The organism is Sphingopyxis sp. YR583 (genome assembly GCF_900108295.1).
GTDB lineage: Bacteria > Pseudomonadota > Alphaproteobacteria > Sphingomonadales > Sphingomonadaceae > Sphingopyxis.
Genome location: NZ_FNWK01000002.1, coordinates 547,401 through 564,117 on the forward strand (window position 1 = coordinate 547,401; position 16,717 = coordinate 564,117).

Below are 16,717 nucleotides of genomic sequence, written 5' to 3' on the forward strand. Positions count from 1 at the left end.
TGCACCGTGCAAGACGGTGAAGACCATGGCGCGGGCGACGCGGCGGATACCCCGATCCGCAAGATCATCCATGTCGATATGGACGCATTTTATGCGTCGGTCGAACAGCGTGACGATCCCGCATTGCGCGGCAAGCCCGTTGCCGTCGGCGGATCGTCGCGCCGCGGTGTCGTCGCGGCGGCGAGTTACGAAGCCCGAAAATTCGGGGTCCGGTCGGCGATGCCGAGCATCACCGCCAAACGCCAGTGCCCCGACCTGATCTTCGTGCCGCCGCGTTTCGAGGTCTATCGTGACATTTCGCACCAGATTCGCGCGATCTTTTGCGACTATGCCGACGAGGTCGAACCGCTGTCGCTCGACGAAGCCTATCTCGACGTCAGCGCCGACAAGGCCGACGTCGGCAGCGCAACGGCCGCCGCAAGGCTGATCCGCCAGCGCATCCGCGCCGAAACCGGCCTCACCGCCTCTGCCGGCGTGTCGTACAATAAATTTATCGCCAAGCTCGCGTCGGACCAGAACAAGCCCGACGGCCTGACCGTCATTCCGCCGGGCCGCGGCGCCGCCTTCGTCCAGACGCTGTCGATCCGGCGCTTTCATGGCATCGGCCCGGTGACCGCCGCCAAGATGGAGGGCCTCGGCATATTCTCGGGCGCCGACCTTGCCGCGAAAGATCCGATGTGGCTCGCCGAAAATTTCGGAAACAGCGCCGAATGGCTCTACAATCTCGCCCGCGGGATCGACCATCGCCGCGTCAAGTCGAACCGACCGCTGAAATCATTGGGCGGCGAGCGCACTTTCTTCAACGACCTGATCACCGACACCGAAATTCGCGAGGCGCTTGCGCATGTCTGCACCGTGGTATGGGATCGCGCTGCCAAAAAGGGCGCTCGCGGGCGGACGGTGACGCTCAAGCTGCGCTATGCGGACTTCCGGACGATCACGCGGGCCAAATCGGTCCCCTCGCCCATCCTCGACGGCAATTCGTTGCTCGCTGCGGGCGAAGCGATTCTCGCTCCGCTGCTTCCCACCGAACAGGGCATCCGCCTGCTCGGCGTGACATTGAGCAAATTCGAGGGCGAGGAGGATGACGAAGACACCGACGCTGCGGCGCCCGCCGACCTGCTCAGTCTTATCTAGCGACCAGCATCGGTGCGTGACGCCGCAGTGCCGCCTGCATCTTCGGCGACAGCGAAGCGAAATTGCAGCGGATCAGCGTCTCGTCCGTTTCCTGGATCTCGTCGCGGAAGGGCGCGCCGACGCGGTAAAGTGCCTTGTCAGGGCCTAGCGACTTGATCCGCAAATAGCCCGTGCCGTCATAGCCGCCGAACTGCATCTGGGTAAAACCGCCCGCGACGACCCGCGCCTGCGTGATCGGCTGAAGCTCGGCGGAGGGTCCCATCGACCCGCCCGGCCCGTGATAATAGAGCGCGCCCCAGCGCTTTCCGTCAAAGACGTAGCCGTGATAGACGGTGGCGCATTTCTCGGTCTCGGTCGTCCAGAAGCCCTTGTCGATCGGCAGTGCGATCGTCTGGGCCGCCGCCGGCACGCTGCCCGCCGTCACGGCGAGCGCCAAAATCCATCCACGCATCGATACCCCCACCTTTGCTGACAGTGACGTCATGGTGGCGGAATTGGGCGATACGATCAACCCGCGTCGGCGAACACGCGTTCCTTGGTCGCGGTGAAGCGGATCGACGGATTGCGCTGGGTCACATAGCCGACCTCCCACGCGTCCTTCGCCATGAAGACCGGCGCGCCGTCGCGGTCGGTCGCCGCGGCGCCGCGGTTGTCCGACTGGAACGCCTTGAGCGCCGCAGCATCGTCGCTTGCGATCCAGCGTGCGGTATCCCACGGCGACTGCTCGAGCTTCGCCTCGACCTTATATTCGGCCTCGAGCCGGCTGATCAGCACGTCCAATTGGAGCTGCCCGACGACGCCGACGATCATGTTCGAACCGATTTCGGGATAGAAGACCTGGATGATCCCCTCCTCGGCCATATCGTCAAGCGCTTTCCTGAGTTGCTTGGTCTTCGTCGGGTCGACCAGCGCGACGCGGCGCAGGATTTCGGGCGCGAAGTTCGGCAGGCCGGTGATCGTGATATCGCTGCGTTCGGACAGTGTGTCGCCGACGCGCAAAGTGCCATGGTTCGGAATGCCGATGATGTCGCCCGGAAACGCCTCTTCGGCCATTTCGCGGTCCTGCGCAAGGAACAGCATCGGGCGGCTGATCGCGATCGCCTTGCCCGTGCCGCCCTGCATCAGGCGCATGCCGCGTTCGAACTTGCCCGAGCAGAGCCGCATGAACGCGATGCGGTCGCGGTGCGCGGGGTTCATGTTCGCCTGCACCTTGAACACGAAACCGGTCACGGCGTCATCGTCGGGCTGGACCGGCGCAGGCTCGGCGGGCTGCGGCTGCGGCCCCGGCGCATGGCTGGCGAGCCCCGCGAGCAGATCGACGACACCGAATTCCTTGAGCGCCGATCCGAAGAACACCGGCGTCAGGTCGCCGTTGCGGTACGCCGCGCCATCGAACGGCGCGTAGCAAGCCGACGCCAGCTCGGTCTCTTCCCTGAGCAGCGCCATTGCGTCGCCGCTGAGCCTTGCGGCAAGACGCGGATCGTCGAGACCGTCGACCGCAATGCGCTCACCTTCATACATGCGCGAGGCGTCGCCGCCGGGCACCATCAGCGCCGGGTCGACAAGGTCGTAAATGCCTTCGAACTGCCCGCCCATGCCCGCGGGCCAGTTCATCGGGCAGACGTCGAGTGCCAGCCGGTCGGCAACCTCGTCGAGCAATTCGAACGGAGTCTGTCCCTCGCGGTCGACCTTGTTGATGAAGGTGATGATCGGTACCGAACGCAGACGGCACACCTCGAACAGCTTCAATGTCTGCGGCTCGATACCCTTCGCGGCGTCGATCACCATCACCGCGCTGTCGACGGCGGTGAGGGTACGATAGGTATCCTCGCTGAAATCTTCGTGTCCCGGTGTGTCGAGCAGATTGAAGATCAATCCGGCATGTTCGAAGGTCATCACCGACGAGGTCACCGAAATCCCGCGCTGCTGCTCGATCTTCATCCAGTCGGAACGCGCGCGCCGCGCAGCGCCGCGTGCCTTGACCTCACCCGCGATATGGATCGCGCCGCCGGCGACGAGCAATTTCTCGGTCAGCGTCGTCTTGCCCGCGTCGGGGTGCGAGATGATGGCGAAGGTACGGCGGTCGGGATGTTTGGACATGGCGCGGGCGCCTAGCAGGTGGCGCGAGATGTGGAAAGAGGCTGGCGTCGGCGCCGCCTTCACCGCATGATCGCACCATGCGTACCCTGCTTCTCGCCGCTGTCCTGATCGCCGCGCCGGCAATGGCGCAGGATTCACCCTTCATTGGTGAATATGGCCTCGCCGAAGGGCCAGATGTCGGCGGCGGCCTGCTCATCCGGAACGACGGACGTTTTCAGTATTTCCTCGCCGCCGGCGCGCTCGACGAACGTGCCGAGGGGGGCTGGGAAATGCGCAGCGAGCGCATCTGCCTGACCACCGATCCGAAACCGGTGCCCCCGGCGATGAAAAAAGGCCCGCCGATCGAGGTCGAGGGTGCCGTCCCCACGCTGCTCGTCACCTGGCCCAATGGCAAAGGCATTCCCGGCGTCGATTTCACGATCGGCTTCGACAGCGGCGACCCCATCGAGGATTATACGCAAGTTTATGGCTGGACGATGCCCGAGGATGACAAGCGCATCCCGCGATGGGTCGAGGTCCGCGAGGCGATCTATGACATCACTGCACCGCGCTATGAACTGACCGGCGCCGACGAAGGCAAGTTGCGCGTGATCATCGTTCCCAACGATATCGGCGTGGTCGATTTCGATGGCACCTGCGCGGACAAGACCGAACGCGGGCTGACGCTGCATCGCGGCGAAGGCGATATGCGGTTCGTGCGATTTGGCAGCGAATGAACGAAGCGGCAGCGGTTGATCGCTTCATTCTTCGCTTAAGTAGACAAAAGATACGGATGGACCGCACGTTTGTGTCTCCTTTGTCGCTTTAAGCGAAGGGGTGGATATCGACAAAATCAAAGAGCCAAGCCCGAGGCTGGCACAGCGAAATAATGTAGGAAAGCCACATTTTTTAGGGAGCGAGGGTCCGCTTTGGAGTAGGAAGCTGACATGGGTATCGATAGTGAGTTCCGGCAATGAGTAAACCGTGGTCAGACGAAGATCGCTCCCGGATGAGGGCCGAACTTGGCTTCCTAAAATGGGAAGCGATGGGGCATTTCTTTAGCGATGGAGACTACCTCGGCTTCAACCAATCCGATTATCGGGGCGCAATTGCCGAGTATGAGAAGGCGTGGGAGCTACTGAGCAGCGGGTGGCAGCAACAGACGGGTGGCGCGGATATCCTTGAGGGTATTGCCGACTTTGCATTGCGCTCGGAAGATCCGGATCTTGCTGCCGAGATACTGGACAGCCTTTTGCCTCGCGTAAACCGAATTGCCGAGACCTCTTTGCGAGATGCGTGCGACAAACTTGCGCGACTAGCCAGTCAGCGGCCTCAAGATTGAACGCTTGCTGATTTCCGAAACCGGTCGAAACCGCCCCTTACCCTTCGCTCTCGCTGATATCCTCGAGCATCTCGGCGTCGAGCACGCGCACGCGCCCCTGTTCGAGCGAGATCACGCCCGATTCCTCCCAGCTTTTGAGCTGGCGGTTGATATGTTCGCGGCTCATGCCCGCGAAGTTGCCGAGTTCGGTCTGGCTGAGCTCGACGCGCTGCGACGTTTCGACATCCTTGCGGATCAGGCGCTTCAGGTACCGCGCTAGCCGCGGGCCCGAAGCATAGGCACGGTCGCTCTCGATCGTCTGATCGGCGGTGCGCAGCCGCCGCGCGAGTTGCTGCATCAGCGACCAGGTAAATTCGGGATGGCTCGCGGCGAAATCCTTGAGCGCATTGCGACCGAGCTGGAGCGCGCTCCCCGCGCTCGTCGCGGTTACCGATGCGGTGCGTTCGCCGCCGTCGAGCAGCGCGATTTCGCCCAGCACGGCGCCCGGTTCAGCATAAGCGAGCACGATCTCGCGCCCGCCCGAGGTCAGCATCGACACGCGCGCCGTGCCCTCGGTCAGGATCAGCATCATGTCGCCCGGGTCGCCCTGGACGAGCAGTTCCTTGCCCTTGACGAAATTGACCTGCACCGCGCGGCTGGCGATTTCGGCCCAATCTTCGACCGTCAGCCCGGAAAAGATGCTGTCGGGGCCCTGCAATTCGGCGAGTCTCGCGTGATCCATTGCCCCTAAACCCCTTTTGCCCGGCCTAGACCAGTCGGCTCTGCTTTACCGCCGCCTCGATGAAACCCGCGAACAAGGGATGCGGGTCGAACGGCTTCGACTTGAGTTCCGGATGGAACTGGACCCCGATAAACCACGGATGGTCCGGGCGCTCAACGATTTCCGGCAACATGCCGTCGGGCGACATGCCCGAAAAGACGAGACCGCCCTTCTCCAGGCTCTCGCGATAGGCGCCATTGACCTCGTAACGGTGGCGATGGCGTTCGCTGATGTCGTTCGCGCCATAAACACTCGCAACATGGCTGTTCGGCGACAGCTTCGCTTCATAGGCGCCGAGCCGCATCGTACCGCCGAGGTCGGTGTCGGCCCCGCGCTTCTGCAGGCCTTCGTCGCTCATCCACTCGGTGATCATGCCGACGACGGGCTCGTCGGTCGGGCCGAATTCGGTGCTCGACGCATCCGCGATGCCGCTCGTGTTCCGCGCCGCCTCGATGCACGCCATCTGCATGCCGAGGCAGATGCCGAAGAAGGGCACATTGCGTTCGCGCGCGAAGCGCACGCTCGAAATCTTGCCCTCCGACCCGCGCTCGCCGAAGCCGCCGGGGACGAGGATGCCGTGCATCGGTTCGAGATTGGCGGCGAGATCCTCGTCGCGTTCGAACATTTCGGCGTCGAGCCAGCGGATATTGACCTTGACCCGATGCGCCATGCCGCCGTGGACCAAGGCCTCGTTCAGCGACTTATAGGCGTCGGGCAGCGACACATATTTGCCGACGACGCCGATCGTGACCTCACCCTCGGGATGCTGCTTGCGGTCCATGATGTCGTACCAGCGCGAAAGGTCGGGCGCGGGCGCGTCGTGGATGCCAAACGCACGCAGAACCTCGTTGTCGAGCCCTTCGCCATGATATTGGACGGGGACCGAATAGATGCTGTCGGCGTCGAGCGCGGGGATCACCGCTTCCTTGCGGACGTTGCAGAAGAGCGCGATTTTCGCGCGCTCGCTCTCGGGCAGCGGCTTTTCGCAGCGGCAGAGCAGGATATCGGGCTGGACGCCGAGCGAGGCGAGTTCGCGCACGCTATGCTGCGTCGGCTTGGTCTTGAGCTCGCCCGCAGCCGCGATGTACGGCACCAGCGTGACATGGACCGAGATCGCGTTTTCGCGTCCCTCTTCATTCTTGAGCTGACGGATCGCCTCGATGAACGGCAGCGATTCGATATCGCCGACGGTGCCGCCAATCTCGCACAGCACGAAATCGAGGTCGTCGATTTCGGCGCGCGCAAATTCCTTGATCGCGTCGGTGACGTGCGGGACGACCTGCACCGTGGCGCCTAGATAGTCGCCGCGACGCTCCTTGGCGATGATGCCCTGATAGATGCGGCCCGAGGTGACATTGTCGCTCTGCCGCGCAGCAACGCCGGTAAAGCGTTCATAATGGCCGAGATCGAGGTCGGTTTCGGCGCCGTCGTCGGTCACATAGACCTCGCCGTGCTGATAGGGCGACATCGTGCCCGGATCGACATTCAGATAGGGATCGAACTTCCGGATACGGACACGATAGCCACGCGCCTGCAACAAGGCTGCGAGGCTAGCCGCCATCAAACCTTTGCCAAGCGAGGAGACCACGCCGCCGGTGATAAAAATGAACCGCGCCATGGGAGGAAAGACTTACTCAACGGGAGGGGGACGGCGCAAGCCGTCGAATCGCTTCCGGCGGAAATAATTTCCGCCGGGCGGGCTTAAGTGGAGGCCGAAGCCGCCGGTTATTTCTTGGCGGGCGGTGCCTGCGCGGGAGCCGGAGCGGCATCCTGGCTTGCCGCCGCCGCGGCAGCGGCCGCCAGCGGATCGTCGCTCGGCACCGCCGGCGCCGCATTGGCAGGGGCCTGCTGCGCCGGACCGGTCAGCGACGAAGCGGGCGCGCCGCTTGCCGGCTGTGCCGCCTTCGACAGCGAGGTATCGATCGTCGATCCGCTGCGACCGACCGAGGCCATCGCGGCGAGGACGATCGACAGCGCGACGAACGCGGTCGCGAGGATCGTCGTCGCGCGGGTCATGAAGTCCGCCGCACCGCGTGCCGAAAGCAGGCCCGCAGGGCTGCCCCCGACGCCGAGGCCGCCACCTTCCGATTTCTGCATCAGAATGACGCCGATCATCACCGCAGCGACGAGCGCTTGCAGGACGAGGATGAAGGTGAAGAGGCTGGACATCATATTTTCCCGAACTTGCGCGGCCTCAAACGGTCCGCGCCCGCGGCGCACATAGAGACGAAGCGGCTTCGCTTCAACCCGCGAGTGTCGCCGCCGCAGCGATGATTGGCACGAACTTCGCCGCGGTCAGGCTTGCACCGCCGACGAGCGCGCCGTCGACATCGCCCGCATCGAGCAGCTCGGCGGCATTGTCGCCATTGACCGATCCGCCGTAAAGAATGCGCATATCCCCGGCCGCACCACCGAAGCGCGCCGAAAGCGCGCCGCGGATCGCGCCGTGCATCGCCGCCACATCGCCGACGGTCGGGACCAGCCCGGTCCCGATCGCCCAGATCGGCTCATAGGCGATGGCGAGCCGCTGCGGATCGAAGTCGTCCGGCACCGATCCCGCGATCTGCGCGAGCACGAAGTCGATGGCGCCGCCCGATTCGCGCACTTCGCGCGGTTCGCCGACGCACAGGATCACCGACAGTCCGGCGGCGAGCCCGGCTTCGGCCTTGGCGCGCACATCGGCGTCGCTTTCGTCAAACCCTTCGCGGCGTTCGCTATGCCCGACGATCACGACGCTCGCCCCGATGTCGGTCAGCATCTCCGCCGCGACCGAGCCGGTGAAGGCGCCCGACGCCGCGCTGTGGCAATCCTGACCGCCGACGGCCTTGCCCGGCGCTGCGGCGATCATCGCGCCGATCAGCGTGAAGGGCGGGCAGATCGCGACATCGACGGCGCCATGCCCCTCCGCCGCAGCGAAGATCGCCTGCGCTTCGCCGATCGCGGCCGAAAGCCCGTTCATCTTCCAGTTGCCGACCACATATTTGCGCCGCGTCATCTATCGCGTCTCCCTTTGTTCGAACCTTACCCATCGCCCTAGCGGCGCACGGGCGTGATAGGCAAGCGGCGTCGCGCACGCATGAAAAGCCCCTTTCCGGCCTTGATGCGGCCCCGCCTCCCGCCTAAAGCAACGCGCTATCGCGCTTGAAACGCGCCCTGCCGAAAGAATGCCCGTTCCATGATTACCGCCATCCGCGCCATGTTCTCCTCGACGATCGGCAAATTCCTCGCCCTCGCCTTCGTCGTCCTCGTCGGGCTTGCCTTTGCGCTGGGCGACGTCACCGGCAATGCGAACTTCGGCGGCATCGGCGGCGCGAATGTCGCAAAGGTCGGCAGCGAACAGATCGGCGTCGGCGAACTGCGCGACCGGGCGCGGCAAGCCTATGATCAGGCGCGTCAGCGTCAGCCGGGGCTGACGATGGCGGCGTTCGTCGAAGGCGGCGGGCTCGATCAGGTGCTCGACCAGCTCGTCGAGGGCAGCGCTTTCGACCAGTTCGCGACGGACCTCGGCTTCAGCGTCAGCAAGCGGCTGATCGACGGGCGTATCGCCGACCTGCCGGCATTCGCCGGCGTGTCGGGCAAATTCGACCAGAAGGTCTTCGAAAATTTCCTGCGCCAGAACGGCCTGACCGAAACCCAGCTTCGCCGCGACCTGCGCCAGCAGATCCTGCTCGAACAGCTCGCCGCGCCGATCGCGATGATGCCGCGGATCGCTTCGGGCATGGCGCAGCCCTATGCCGCGCTGTTGATGGAACAGCGCCGCGGTCAGGCGACTTTCATCCCGGCGAGCCCCTTCGCGCCGACCGCCGATCCCGGCGACGCCGCGCTCCAGAAATTCCTGTCGCAGAACAAGGCCAAGTTCACCGTGCCCGAACGCCGCGTGATCCAGTACGCGCTGTTCGACCGCAGCGCGGTTCCGGTTCCCGCCGTCACCGACGCCGAAATCGCCAAGGTGTACAAGGATAGTGCCGCGCAATTCGCCGCGAGCGAGACGCGCCGTTTCGCGCAGGTGATCGTTCCCGATCAGGCCGCAGCGAACGCGCTGGCCGCCAAGGTTCGCGGCGGCACCCCGCTCGCCGCGGCGGCGCAAGCCGCCGGCCTCTCGGCCTCGACCACCGGCGACCTCACCCAGTCGGCCTATGCCGCGACGAGCAGCGCCGCAGCAGCCAAGGCCGCTTTTGCCGCCAAGCGCGGCGATGTCGTCGGCCCCCTGCAGACCGGTCTCGGCTGGACCGTCGCGCGCGTCGAGGATGTGACCAGCAAGCCCGCGCGCAGCCTTGCCGACGCCAGCGCCGAAATCCGCACCGAACTTGCCAAGAACAAGGCGAACGAAGCGATCGTCGATTATTATAACGCGATCCAGGATGCCGTGAACGGCGGCGCGTCGGCCGAGGAAATCGCCGCCGACCGCAAGCTCCAGCTCGTCGAGACGCCGGCAATCCTGCCGAGCGGACGCGCGCCCGGCCAGCCCGCATTCACCCCCGCTCCCGAACTCGCGCCGCTCGTCGCGCAGGCGTTTCAGGCGGCCGGCGAAGGCGAAGGCCATATCGCAACGCTCGTCGAGAACGAGAAATTCGCCGTTTATGCCGTGAAGTCGATCGTCGCCGCAGCGCCGCCGCCGTTCACCCAGATCCGCGCCGACCTGCTCAGCGAATGGCGCTTTGCCGAGGGGCAAAAGGTCGCCCGCGACAAGGCGCGTGCGATCGTCAAGGCCGTCGAAGGCGGCAAGGGCCTGAACGAAGCCGTCGCAGCCGCCGGCCCGAACATCGGCTCTGTCCAGACGATCGGCGGCCGCCGCGCCGAACTCGGTGCGGACGGAAAGCCCGTATCGCCCGATCTCGCGCTGCTTTTCTCGATGGCGAAGGGCAGTGTGAAGACGCTCGAGATTCCGGGCAATCGCGGCTGGATGGTGATCGCGCTCAACGACGTCCAGCGTCCTGATCCGAAGACGATCGAACCGGCGCGCGTCGCCGCGATCGCCCAGCCGCTCGCTCCCGCGTTTGGCAACGAACTGATCGAGCAACTCGCAGCCGAAGCAAAGCGCCGCGTCGGCGTCACGATCAACAAGAAGCTCGTCGACCAGCTGCGCGCGGAGCTGACCGGCAACGCGCCGGTCAACGAATAATCCGGCGATGGCGCTGGAGGGGAGAGCCGCCGCGCTCGAGGCGCTGGCGCAGGGTCGCGGCGCGGTCGTCTGGCAGCGGCTGATCGCCGATATCGAAACCCCGGTGTCGGCGGCGCTCAAGCTGATCGAACCGGGGCGCGGCGACTGGGTACTCGAATCGGTCGAGAGTGGCGAAACGCGCGGGCGCTATAGCCTGCTCGGGCTCGATCCCGATCTGATGTTCGAAGTCACCGGCGATGCCGCGCGCATCAACCGCGATTGGCGCAGCGACCGCGATGCGTTCCAGCCGCTCGCGACCCCCGCGTTGCAGGCGCTGCGCGACCTCGTCGCCGAATGCCGCTTCGACGTGCCCGACGGCCTGCCCAAGGCGCTCGCAACGCTCGTCGGCTTCTTCGCTTATGAAACCATCGGCCTCGTCGAGCGCATTCCGCGTGCGCCAGGCGCCGGGCTCGGCCTGCCCGACATGATATTCGTGCGCCCGACGACAATCCTCGTCTTCGACCGCCTTGCCGACGAACTGTTCCTGATCGCGCCGATCTGGCCGGACAAAACCGGCGCCATCGACCGGATGATCGAAGCGGCGCAGGACCGGCTCGACACCATCGCCGCGCGTCTGTCGAGCGTCAGCGCCCACACCGAGCGCGCCGCAACCGACGCGCTGCCGACCGATATTGCGGCGAACCCCGCAACCCCGCCCGCGCGTTTCGCCGAAATGGTGGCGACCGCGAAGGATTATATCGCGGCGGGTGACATTTTTCAGGTCGTGCTGTCGCAGCGTTTCTCGACCCCGTTCGACCTGCCGCCCTTCGACCTCTATCGCGCGCTTCGCCGCATCAACCCCTCGCCCTTTCTCTATTTCCTCGACCTGCCGGGCTTTGCGCTGATCGGTTCGTCCCCCGAGATCCTCGTCCGGGTGCGCGACCACGAAATCACCATTCGCCCGATCGCCGGCACCCGCCCGCGCGGCCGCACGAGTGCAGAGGATGCCGAGAATCGCGAAAGCCTGCTCGCCGATCCCAAAGAACGCGCCGAACATCTGATGCTGCTCGACCTCGGCCGCAACGACGTCGGCCGCGCGGCGGTTGGCGGCAGCGTGACCGTCACCGACAGCTATACCGTCGAATTCTACAGCCATGTCATGCACATCGTATCCAATGTGATCGGCCGCATCGCACCCGACAAGGATGCGATCGACGCGCTGTTCGCGGGCTTCCCCGCGGGCACGGTCAGCGGCGCCCCGAAAGTCCGCGCGTGCCAGATCATCGCCGAACTCGAAGCCGACGCGCGCGGGCCCTACGCAGGTGGCGTCGGCTATTTCGCGCCCGACGGCAATATGGACAGCTGCATCGTGCTGCGCACCGCAATCGTCAAGGACGGCGAAATGCATGTCCAGGCGGGCGCGGGCATCGTCGCGGACAGCGATCCCGCTTATGAACAGCGCGAATGCGAAGCGAAGGCCGGCGCGCTGTTCGCTGCGGCGCGCGAGGCGGTGCGGCTCGCGGGCACGCCGGGTTACGGGCAGTAGTTGGGGCTACGGTAACCTCTCCTCCCTCGTCATTCCCGTAAAAGCGGGAACCCAGCGAGCCACCGTCGCAACTGGGTTCCCGCTTTCGCGGGAATGACGAAGTTGGGATTGCAACGTCGAAAGCTACTTGTCCTTTCCCCACCGCCGCAAAAACGTTAGGGCCGCCGCCATGATCCTCGTCATCGACAATTATGACAGCTTCACCTTCAACCTCGTTCATTATCTGATCGAGCTGGGTGTCGACGTGCGCGTCGAGCGCAACGATGCGTTGAGCGCGGCGGACGCACTCGCGACCGGCGCCGACGCGATCCTGATCTCGCCCGGCCCCTGCACGCCGAACGAGGCGGGCATCAGCCTCGACCTCGTCGCCGCCTGCGCCGACGCGCGCCGCCCGCTGCTCGGCGTCTGCCTCGGCCATCAGGCGATCGGCCAGCATTTCGGCGGCACCGTGCAGCGCGGCCATCTGATGCACGGCAAGACGTCGCCCGTATGCCATGACAATAGCGGGCTTTACGCCGGTCTGCCCTCACCCTTTCAGGCGACCCGTTATCACAGCCTCGAGGTCGTCGATATTCCAGCCAGCCTCGTGATCAACGCGACGAGCGACGATGGCGCGGTGATGGGTTTCCGCCACACCGACCTGCCTATCCACGGCGTCCAGTTCCATCCCGAGAGCATTGCGACCGAACATGGTCATGCGATGCTCGCCAATTTCCTGAAAATTGCGGGGTTGCCAGTCGGCGAGCGGAAGGCCGCATGAGCCGCTTCGGTCCGTTTCCCGACCCCGCGGGGCTGCTCGAGCATGATGAGGCGGCCGACGCCTTTGCGACGATGCTCGACGGCGGCGCCAGTGACGAGAATATCGTCGAGTTCCTGAACGCGCTGTCCGATCGCGGCGAAACGATGGTCGAAATCGCCGCTGCCGCGCAGGCGATGCGCGACCGGCTGATCCCCATCGCCGCCCCTGCGAACGCGATCGACGTTTGCGGCACCGGCGGCGACGGCCACCACACCCTCAATGTCTCGACCGCGGTGTCGATTGTGGTCGCGGCATGCGAGGTTCCGGTTGCAAAGCACGGAAATCGTGCGGCTTCTTCAAAATCCGGCGCGGCTGACACGTTGGAGGCACTCGGCCTCGACATGGAGCGCGCGGACCGGCAGGCCGAGGAACAGCTCGCCGACCTTGGTATCTGTTTTCTTTTTGCCGGCACGCGCCACCCCGCGATGAAGCGCATCATGCCGATCCGCAAGGCGATCGGGCGGCGGACGATCTTCAACCTGATGGGGCCGCTCGCGAACCCCGCGCGCGTCACGCGCCAACTCGTCGGCATCGCGCGCCCGGCCTATGTCCCCGTCTATGCCGAGGCGCTCCACCGGCTCGGCACCGAACATTCACGGGTCATATCGGGCGACGAAGGGCTCGACGAGCTTTCGCTCGCGGGCGGTAACGAGGTCGCGGTGGTGACCCCCGAAGGCGTGCGCATGCAGCGCAGCGTCGCGGCCGACGCCGGTCTTCCGACGCGCGCATTGTCCGAAATCCGCGGCGGCGACGCCGAATATAACGCCAGGGCGCTGCGCCGCCTGCTCGAAGGCGAACCCGGCGCCTATCGCGACGCGGTGCTTTACAATGCCGCCGAGGCGCTCGTCGTCGCCGGGGCGGCCGATACGCTGGCCGAAGGGGTCGAGGAGGCCGCCGAGGCAATCGACAAGGGCCTTGCCAACGCGCTGCTCAATTGCTGGATCGCCTATAAATGAACAAGCTCACGCAAATCCTTGCCACCAAGGCCGACGAAGTCGCCGAACGGCGCGCAGCGCGCTCGCTCTCCGCCCTCGATGCGATCGACGCCGGTCCGGTGCGCGGTTTCGCCGCCGCGCTCCAGGCAAAGATTGACGCGGGCTCATTCGGCCTGATCGCGGAGATCAAGAAGGCTTCGCCGTCCAAGGGTTTGATAAGAGAAGATTTTAACCCGGAAGATCACGCGCGCGCCTATGCCGCCGGCGGCGCCGCCTGCCTGTCGGTCCTGACCGATGCCCCCTATTTTCAGGGACATGAAGATTATCTCGTCGCAGCGCGCGCGGCATGCTCCCTCCCCGCGCTGCGCAAGGACTTCATGGTCGATCCCTGGCAGGTCGCCGAGGCGCGCGCGATCGGCGCCGATGCGATCCTGATCATCGTCGCCGCGCTCGAAGACGGCATGATGCGCGAGATCGAGGCTGCGGCGTTCGAGCGCGGCATGGACGTTCTTGTCGAGGTCCACGACGAAACCGAGCTCGACCGCGCACTGACGCAGCTCAAATCGCGCCTGATCGGCGTCAACAACCGCGACCTTCGCACTTTCGAAACCGATCTTGCCGTCACCGAACGGCTCGCAAAGCTGGTCCCGCCCGGAACGCTGCTCGTCGGCGAAAGCGGCATCGCCATCCACGCCGACTGCCAGCGACTGGCAAAAAGCGGCGTCAAAGCGTTCCTTGTCGGCGAAAGCCTGATGCGCCAGCCTGACGTCACGACGGCAACCAAGGCGCTGCTGGAGGGCTGACGTCCGCTTTGGGGTGGTTAGCTGCCGTTATTCCTCGCGCGCGCTAAGTCAGCGTCTGATCGCATCGAACATGTCGATCACACTCAGAAGACCTTTCCGCTCGTCGTCGAAAAGATCCTCGTACTTCAGCGCCTCATGACATTTTTCGACAAGAATGCTGTCTAGGTGTCTGGCTCGAAAATGCATGAACACAAAATGGGCACGCCACTGGAGAAATTCAGAAAAAGCTCTAGTTTCGTCGGCATTCTGGCGCTTGAGAACGGGCCATAGTGCAGCAAAAGCCGAATTGGATACCGCCATCGTCGCCGCGACTGAGTTCGGGACAAGTTCTTCAGTGCTCAAAGTCGCCATCCTTCGGCCGCCGCCCAATTTTGGCACTTAGCCTACGTCGGCGCGGCAATGTCCGCAACCGGTCGTCAGCTGCCTTTCCCCATCCGCGATCCCTACCTACACCAAAACTGCCCCGCAAAAGCGGCCACAGCTTGGCGCCTATCATTTCCGCTCGGTCATCCCCCTTGCCTTTCCCGCCCCGCGTTGCTTGGCTGCGAACACATGACACCCAAACCGACTCACCTCGACGAAACCGGCACCGCGCATATGGTCGATGTCGGCGCCAAGCCCGCAACGCAGCGGCGAGCGGTCGCCGGCGGGCGCATCATCATGTCGCCCGAGGCGCTCGACGCGATCCGCAGCGGCAATGCGCCCAAGGGCGACGTGCTCTCGACCGCGCGCATCGCCGGTATCATGGGCGCCAAACGCACCGCCGACCTCATTCCGCTCTGCCATCCGCTCGCACTGACCATGGTGGGCATAGACTTTATATGGGAAGACAATGGGATATCGGTCGTTGCTGTTGCGCAGACGACGGGACAGACCGGCGTCGAGATGGAGGCGCTCACCGCCGCTTCGGTGGCGCTCCTCACCCTCTATGACATGGCAAAGGCGCTCGACCGCGCGATGATCCTCGGCGACATCCGCCTGCTCGAAAAGAGCGGCGGCCGCTCGGGCGACTGGCGCGCCGCATGAGCGGCCTGCTTCCGGTCGAGGAAGCACAGGCGCGGCTCCTGGCGCTGTGCGCGCCGCTCGGCAGCGAAAATATCGCCTTTTCCGAATCGCTTGGCCGCTATCTCTCGCATGATGTGAACGCGCTGCGCGATCAGCCCGCGGCGCCGCTGTCGGCGATGGACGGCTATGCGATCCGCTTCGACGATCTTCCGGGTCCGTGGACCGTCATCGGCGAAACCGCCGCGGGCGCCGCGCCGGACCTTGCGGTCGGGCCCGGCGAAGCGATGCGGATCTTCACCGGCGCGATGCTCCCGGCGGGCGCCGACACGGTGATCGTGCAGGAAGACGTCGTGCGCGAAGACGACAGGCTGCGGTCGACCGGTGACGGCCCCGGCGCGCGCGGGCGCCATATCCGCTCGCAAGCCGCCGACTTCGCTGCCGGCGACTGCCTGCTTCCCGCCGGCACGCGCCTGACCCCCGGCGCGATCGCCGCCGCGGCGATGAGCGGTGCGGGCGAACTTGCCGTCGGGCGCCGCGCGCGCGTCGCGATCCTCACCACCGGCGACGAGCTGGTCCAGCCCGGGCGCACTCTTGCCCCGGGGCAGATCCCCGACAGCAATGGCGTGATGCTCGCGGCAATGCTGTCGGGCGAGGTCGACGGGGTCATCCTGCCGCACCATGTCCGCGACGACCGCGAGACACTTGCCAAGGTTCTGAAAGAGTTGGCGCGACGTCACGACGTCATCGTGACCGTCGGGGGCGCATCGGTCGGCGACCACGACCATGTTCGCGGCGCGCTGGGCGACGCAGGCGGGCAGCTCGATTTCTGGAAAATCGCGATGCGCCCCGGCAAGCCGCTGATCGCCGGAACGCTGGGCGACGCGATCCTGCTTGGCCTGCCCGGCAACCCCTCCTCGGCCTTCGTCACCGCGACGCTCTTTCTCCTGCCGCTCGTCCGCCACCTTGCCGGGGCGGCCGATCCGCTGCCGCCCGTCCATCAGGCCCCGCTCGCCGCCGCCCTTGCCGAAGGCGGCACACGCCGCGACTATCTGCGCGCGCGACTCGAAAACGGGCGCCTGACGCCGTTGATCGGGCAGGAAAGCGGCCGCACCCTTCCCCTCGCCTCGGCGAACGCGCTGCTGATCCGCGACATCGGCGCCCCGGCACGCGATGCGGGCGACCTCGCGGATTATCTTGTCATCGCTTGACA

17 protein-coding genes are annotated in these 16,717 nt (G+C 65.4%); 10 read left to right on the forward strand and 7 right to left on the reverse strand.

Annotated features, from left to right (window positions below):
- Positions 1 to 6: 6 nt before the first annotated feature.
- Positions 7 to 1,137 (forward strand): DNA polymerase IV, encoded by a 1,131-nt coding sequence (gene dinB, locus BLW56_RS14650; RefSeq protein WP_093511399.1) that lies wholly within the window; start codon positions 7 to 9, stop codon positions 1,135 to 1,137.
- On the opposite strand, the gene BLW56_RS14655 is transcribed toward dinB, so the two are convergent.
- Positions 1,130 to 1,588, reverse strand: coding sequence for a hypothetical protein (locus BLW56_RS14655; RefSeq protein ID WP_093511400.1), 459 nt, complete (start codon positions 1,586 to 1,588; stop codon positions 1,130 to 1,132). The genes dinB and BLW56_RS14655 overlap by 8 nt on opposite strands.
- Before the next feature lie 56 nt (positions 1,589 to 1,644).
- Positions 1,645 to 3,237: a peptide chain release factor 3 gene (locus tag BLW56_RS14660; RefSeq protein ID WP_093511401.1), complete on the reverse strand. Its 1,593-nt coding sequence runs from the start codon at positions 3,235 to 3,237 to the stop codon at positions 1,645 to 1,647.
- Between the two features lie 77 nt (positions 3,238 to 3,314).
- Here BLW56_RS14660 and BLW56_RS14665 point away from each other — a divergent pair, with 77 nt between their 5' ends.
- The gene (locus BLW56_RS14665; RefSeq protein ID WP_093511402.1) at positions 3,315 to 3,953 is read left to right on the forward strand and encodes a hypothetical protein; all 639 of its coding nucleotides are present in this window, start codon (positions 3,315 to 3,317) and stop codon (positions 3,951 to 3,953) included.
- A 272-nt stretch (positions 3,954 to 4,225) separates the two neighbouring features.
- The gene (locus tag BLW56_RS14670) at positions 4,226 to 4,558 is read left to right on the forward strand and encodes a hypothetical protein (protein ID WP_093511403.1); all 333 of its coding nucleotides are present in this window, start codon (positions 4,226 to 4,228) and stop codon (positions 4,556 to 4,558) included.
- A gap of 37 nt (positions 4,559 to 4,595) precedes the next feature.
- On the opposite strand, the gene BLW56_RS14675 is transcribed toward BLW56_RS14670, so the two are convergent.
- The 4 genes from BLW56_RS14675 to tpiA form a co-directional block, all read right to left on the reverse strand.
- The gene (locus BLW56_RS14675) at positions 4,596 to 5,279 is read right to left on the reverse strand and encodes a Crp/Fnr family transcriptional regulator (protein ID WP_093511404.1); all 684 of its coding nucleotides are present in this window, start codon (positions 5,277 to 5,279) and stop codon (positions 4,596 to 4,598) included.
- 25 nt (positions 5,280 to 5,304) lie between these two features.
- Positions 5,305 to 6,936, reverse strand: a complete 1,632-nt coding sequence (locus BLW56_RS14680) for a CTP synthase (protein ID WP_093511405.1) — start codon at positions 6,934 to 6,936, stop codon at positions 5,305 to 5,307.
- 107 nt (positions 6,937 to 7,043) lie between these two features.
- Complete coding sequence (gene secG / locus BLW56_RS14685; RefSeq protein ID WP_093511406.1) at positions 7,044 to 7,490, reverse strand: preprotein translocase subunit SecG; 447 nt, start codon at positions 7,488 to 7,490, stop codon at positions 7,044 to 7,046.
- Between the two features lie 70 nt (positions 7,491 to 7,560).
- A complete protein-coding gene (gene tpiA, locus BLW56_RS14690; protein ID WP_093511407.1) occupies positions 7,561 to 8,313 on the reverse strand; it encodes a triose-phosphate isomerase in 753 nt (250 codons plus the stop codon).
- Between the two features lie 180 nt (positions 8,314 to 8,493).
- Between tpiA and BLW56_RS14695 the strand changes: the two genes are divergently transcribed.
- The 5 genes from BLW56_RS14695 to trpC all read left to right on the forward strand — a co-directional run bounded on the left by BLW56_RS14695 (position 8,494) and on the right by trpC (position 14,502).
- The gene (locus BLW56_RS14695; RefSeq protein ID WP_093511408.1) at positions 8,494 to 10,440 is read left to right on the forward strand and encodes a peptidylprolyl isomerase; all 1,947 of its coding nucleotides are present in this window, start codon (positions 8,494 to 8,496) and stop codon (positions 10,438 to 10,440) included.
- 7 nt (positions 10,441 to 10,447) lie between these two features.
- A complete protein-coding gene (locus tag BLW56_RS14700) occupies positions 10,448 to 11,965 on the forward strand; it encodes an anthranilate synthase component I family protein (RefSeq protein ID WP_093511409.1) in 1,518 nt (505 codons plus the stop codon).
- 169 nt (positions 11,966 to 12,134) lie between these two features.
- Positions 12,135 to 12,725, forward strand: a complete 591-nt coding sequence (locus tag BLW56_RS14705; protein WP_093511410.1) for an anthranilate synthase component II — start codon at positions 12,135 to 12,137, stop codon at positions 12,723 to 12,725.
- On the forward strand, positions 12,722 to 13,720 hold the full coding sequence (trpD, locus tag BLW56_RS14710; protein WP_093511411.1) for an anthranilate phosphoribosyltransferase: 999 nt from the start codon (positions 12,722 to 12,724) through the stop codon (positions 13,718 to 13,720). Before BLW56_RS14705 ends, trpD begins: the two co-directional genes overlap by 4 nt.
- Entirely contained in the window at positions 13,717 to 14,502 is a 786-nt protein-coding gene (gene trpC, locus BLW56_RS14715) for an indole-3-glycerol phosphate synthase TrpC (RefSeq protein WP_093511412.1), read from the forward strand. Before trpD ends, trpC begins: the two co-directional genes overlap by 4 nt.
- A 48-nt stretch (positions 14,503 to 14,550) precedes the next feature.
- Here trpC and BLW56_RS14720 read toward each other — a convergent pair whose 3' ends face one another.
- The gene (locus BLW56_RS14720; protein ID WP_143043473.1) at positions 14,551 to 14,844 is read right to left on the reverse strand and encodes a hypothetical protein; all 294 of its coding nucleotides are present in this window, start codon (positions 14,842 to 14,844) and stop codon (positions 14,551 to 14,553) included.
- A gap of 210 nt (positions 14,845 to 15,054) precedes the next feature.
- On the opposite strand from BLW56_RS14720, the gene moaC reads away from it, so the two are divergent.
- Both moaC and glp read left to right on the forward strand, forming a co-directional pair.
- A complete protein-coding gene (gene moaC / locus BLW56_RS14725; protein ID WP_093511414.1) occupies positions 15,055 to 15,528 on the forward strand; it encodes a cyclic pyranopterin monophosphate synthase MoaC in 474 nt (157 codons plus the stop codon).
- Positions 15,525 to 16,715 carry a molybdopterin molybdotransferase MoeA gene (glp, locus tag BLW56_RS14730; RefSeq protein WP_093511415.1) on the forward strand — a complete coding sequence of 397 codons (1,191 nt, stop codon included), beginning with the start codon at positions 15,525 to 15,527 and terminating at the stop codon, positions 16,713 to 16,715. Before moaC ends, glp begins: the two co-directional genes overlap by 4 nt.
- The last annotated feature ends 2 nt before the right edge of the window (positions 16,716 to 16,717 follow it).

Coding starts and splice junctions, on each gene's coding strand:
- trpC (WP_093511412.1), top strand. CDS start 13,717: ATGAACAAGCTCACGCAAATCCTTGCCACCAAGGCCGACGAAGTCGCC.
- BLW56_RS14700 (WP_093511409.1), top strand. CDS start 10,448: ATGGCGCTGGAGGGGAGAGCCGCCGCGCTCGAGGCGCTGGCGCAGGGT.
- glp (WP_093511415.1), top strand. CDS start 15,525: ATGAGCGGCCTGCTTCCGGTCGAGGAAGCACAGGCGCGGCTCCTGGCG.
- secG (WP_093511406.1), bottom strand. CDS start 7,490: ATGATGTCCAGCCTCTTCACCTTCATCCTCGTCCTGCAAGCGCTCGTC.
- BLW56_RS14670 (WP_093511403.1), top strand. CDS start 4,226: ATGAGGGCCGAACTTGGCTTCCTAAAATGGGAAGCGATGGGGCATTTC.
- BLW56_RS14660 (WP_093511401.1), bottom strand. CDS start 3,237: ATGTCCAAACATCCCGACCGCCGTACCTTCGCCATCATCTCGCACCCC.
- BLW56_RS14655 (WP_093511400.1), bottom strand. CDS start 1,588: ATGCGTGGATGGATTTTGGCGCTCGCCGTGACGGCGGGCAGCGTGCCG.
- trpD (WP_093511411.1), top strand. CDS start 12,722: ATGAGCCGCTTCGGTCCGTTTCCCGACCCCGCGGGGCTGCTCGAGCAT.
- tpiA (WP_093511407.1), bottom strand. CDS start 8,313: ATGACGCGGCGCAAATATGTGGTCGGCAACTGGAAGATGAACGGGCTT.
- BLW56_RS14705 (WP_093511410.1), top strand. CDS start 12,135: ATGATCCTCGTCATCGACAATTATGACAGCTTCACCTTCAACCTCGTT.
- BLW56_RS14665 (WP_093511402.1), top strand. CDS start 3,315: ATGCGTACCCTGCTTCTCGCCGCTGTCCTGATCGCCGCGCCGGCAATG.
- BLW56_RS14680 (WP_093511405.1), bottom strand. CDS start 6,936: ATGGCGCGGTTCATTTTTATCACCGGCGGCGTGGTCTCCTCGCTTGGC.
- BLW56_RS14675 (WP_093511404.1), bottom strand. CDS start 5,279: ATGGATCACGCGAGACTCGCCGAATTGCAGGGCCCCGACAGCATCTTT.
- moaC (WP_093511414.1), top strand. CDS start 15,055: ATGACACCCAAACCGACTCACCTCGACGAAACCGGCACCGCGCATATG.
- BLW56_RS14695 (WP_093511408.1), top strand. CDS start 8,494: ATGATTACCGCCATCCGCGCCATGTTCTCCTCGACGATCGGCAAATTC.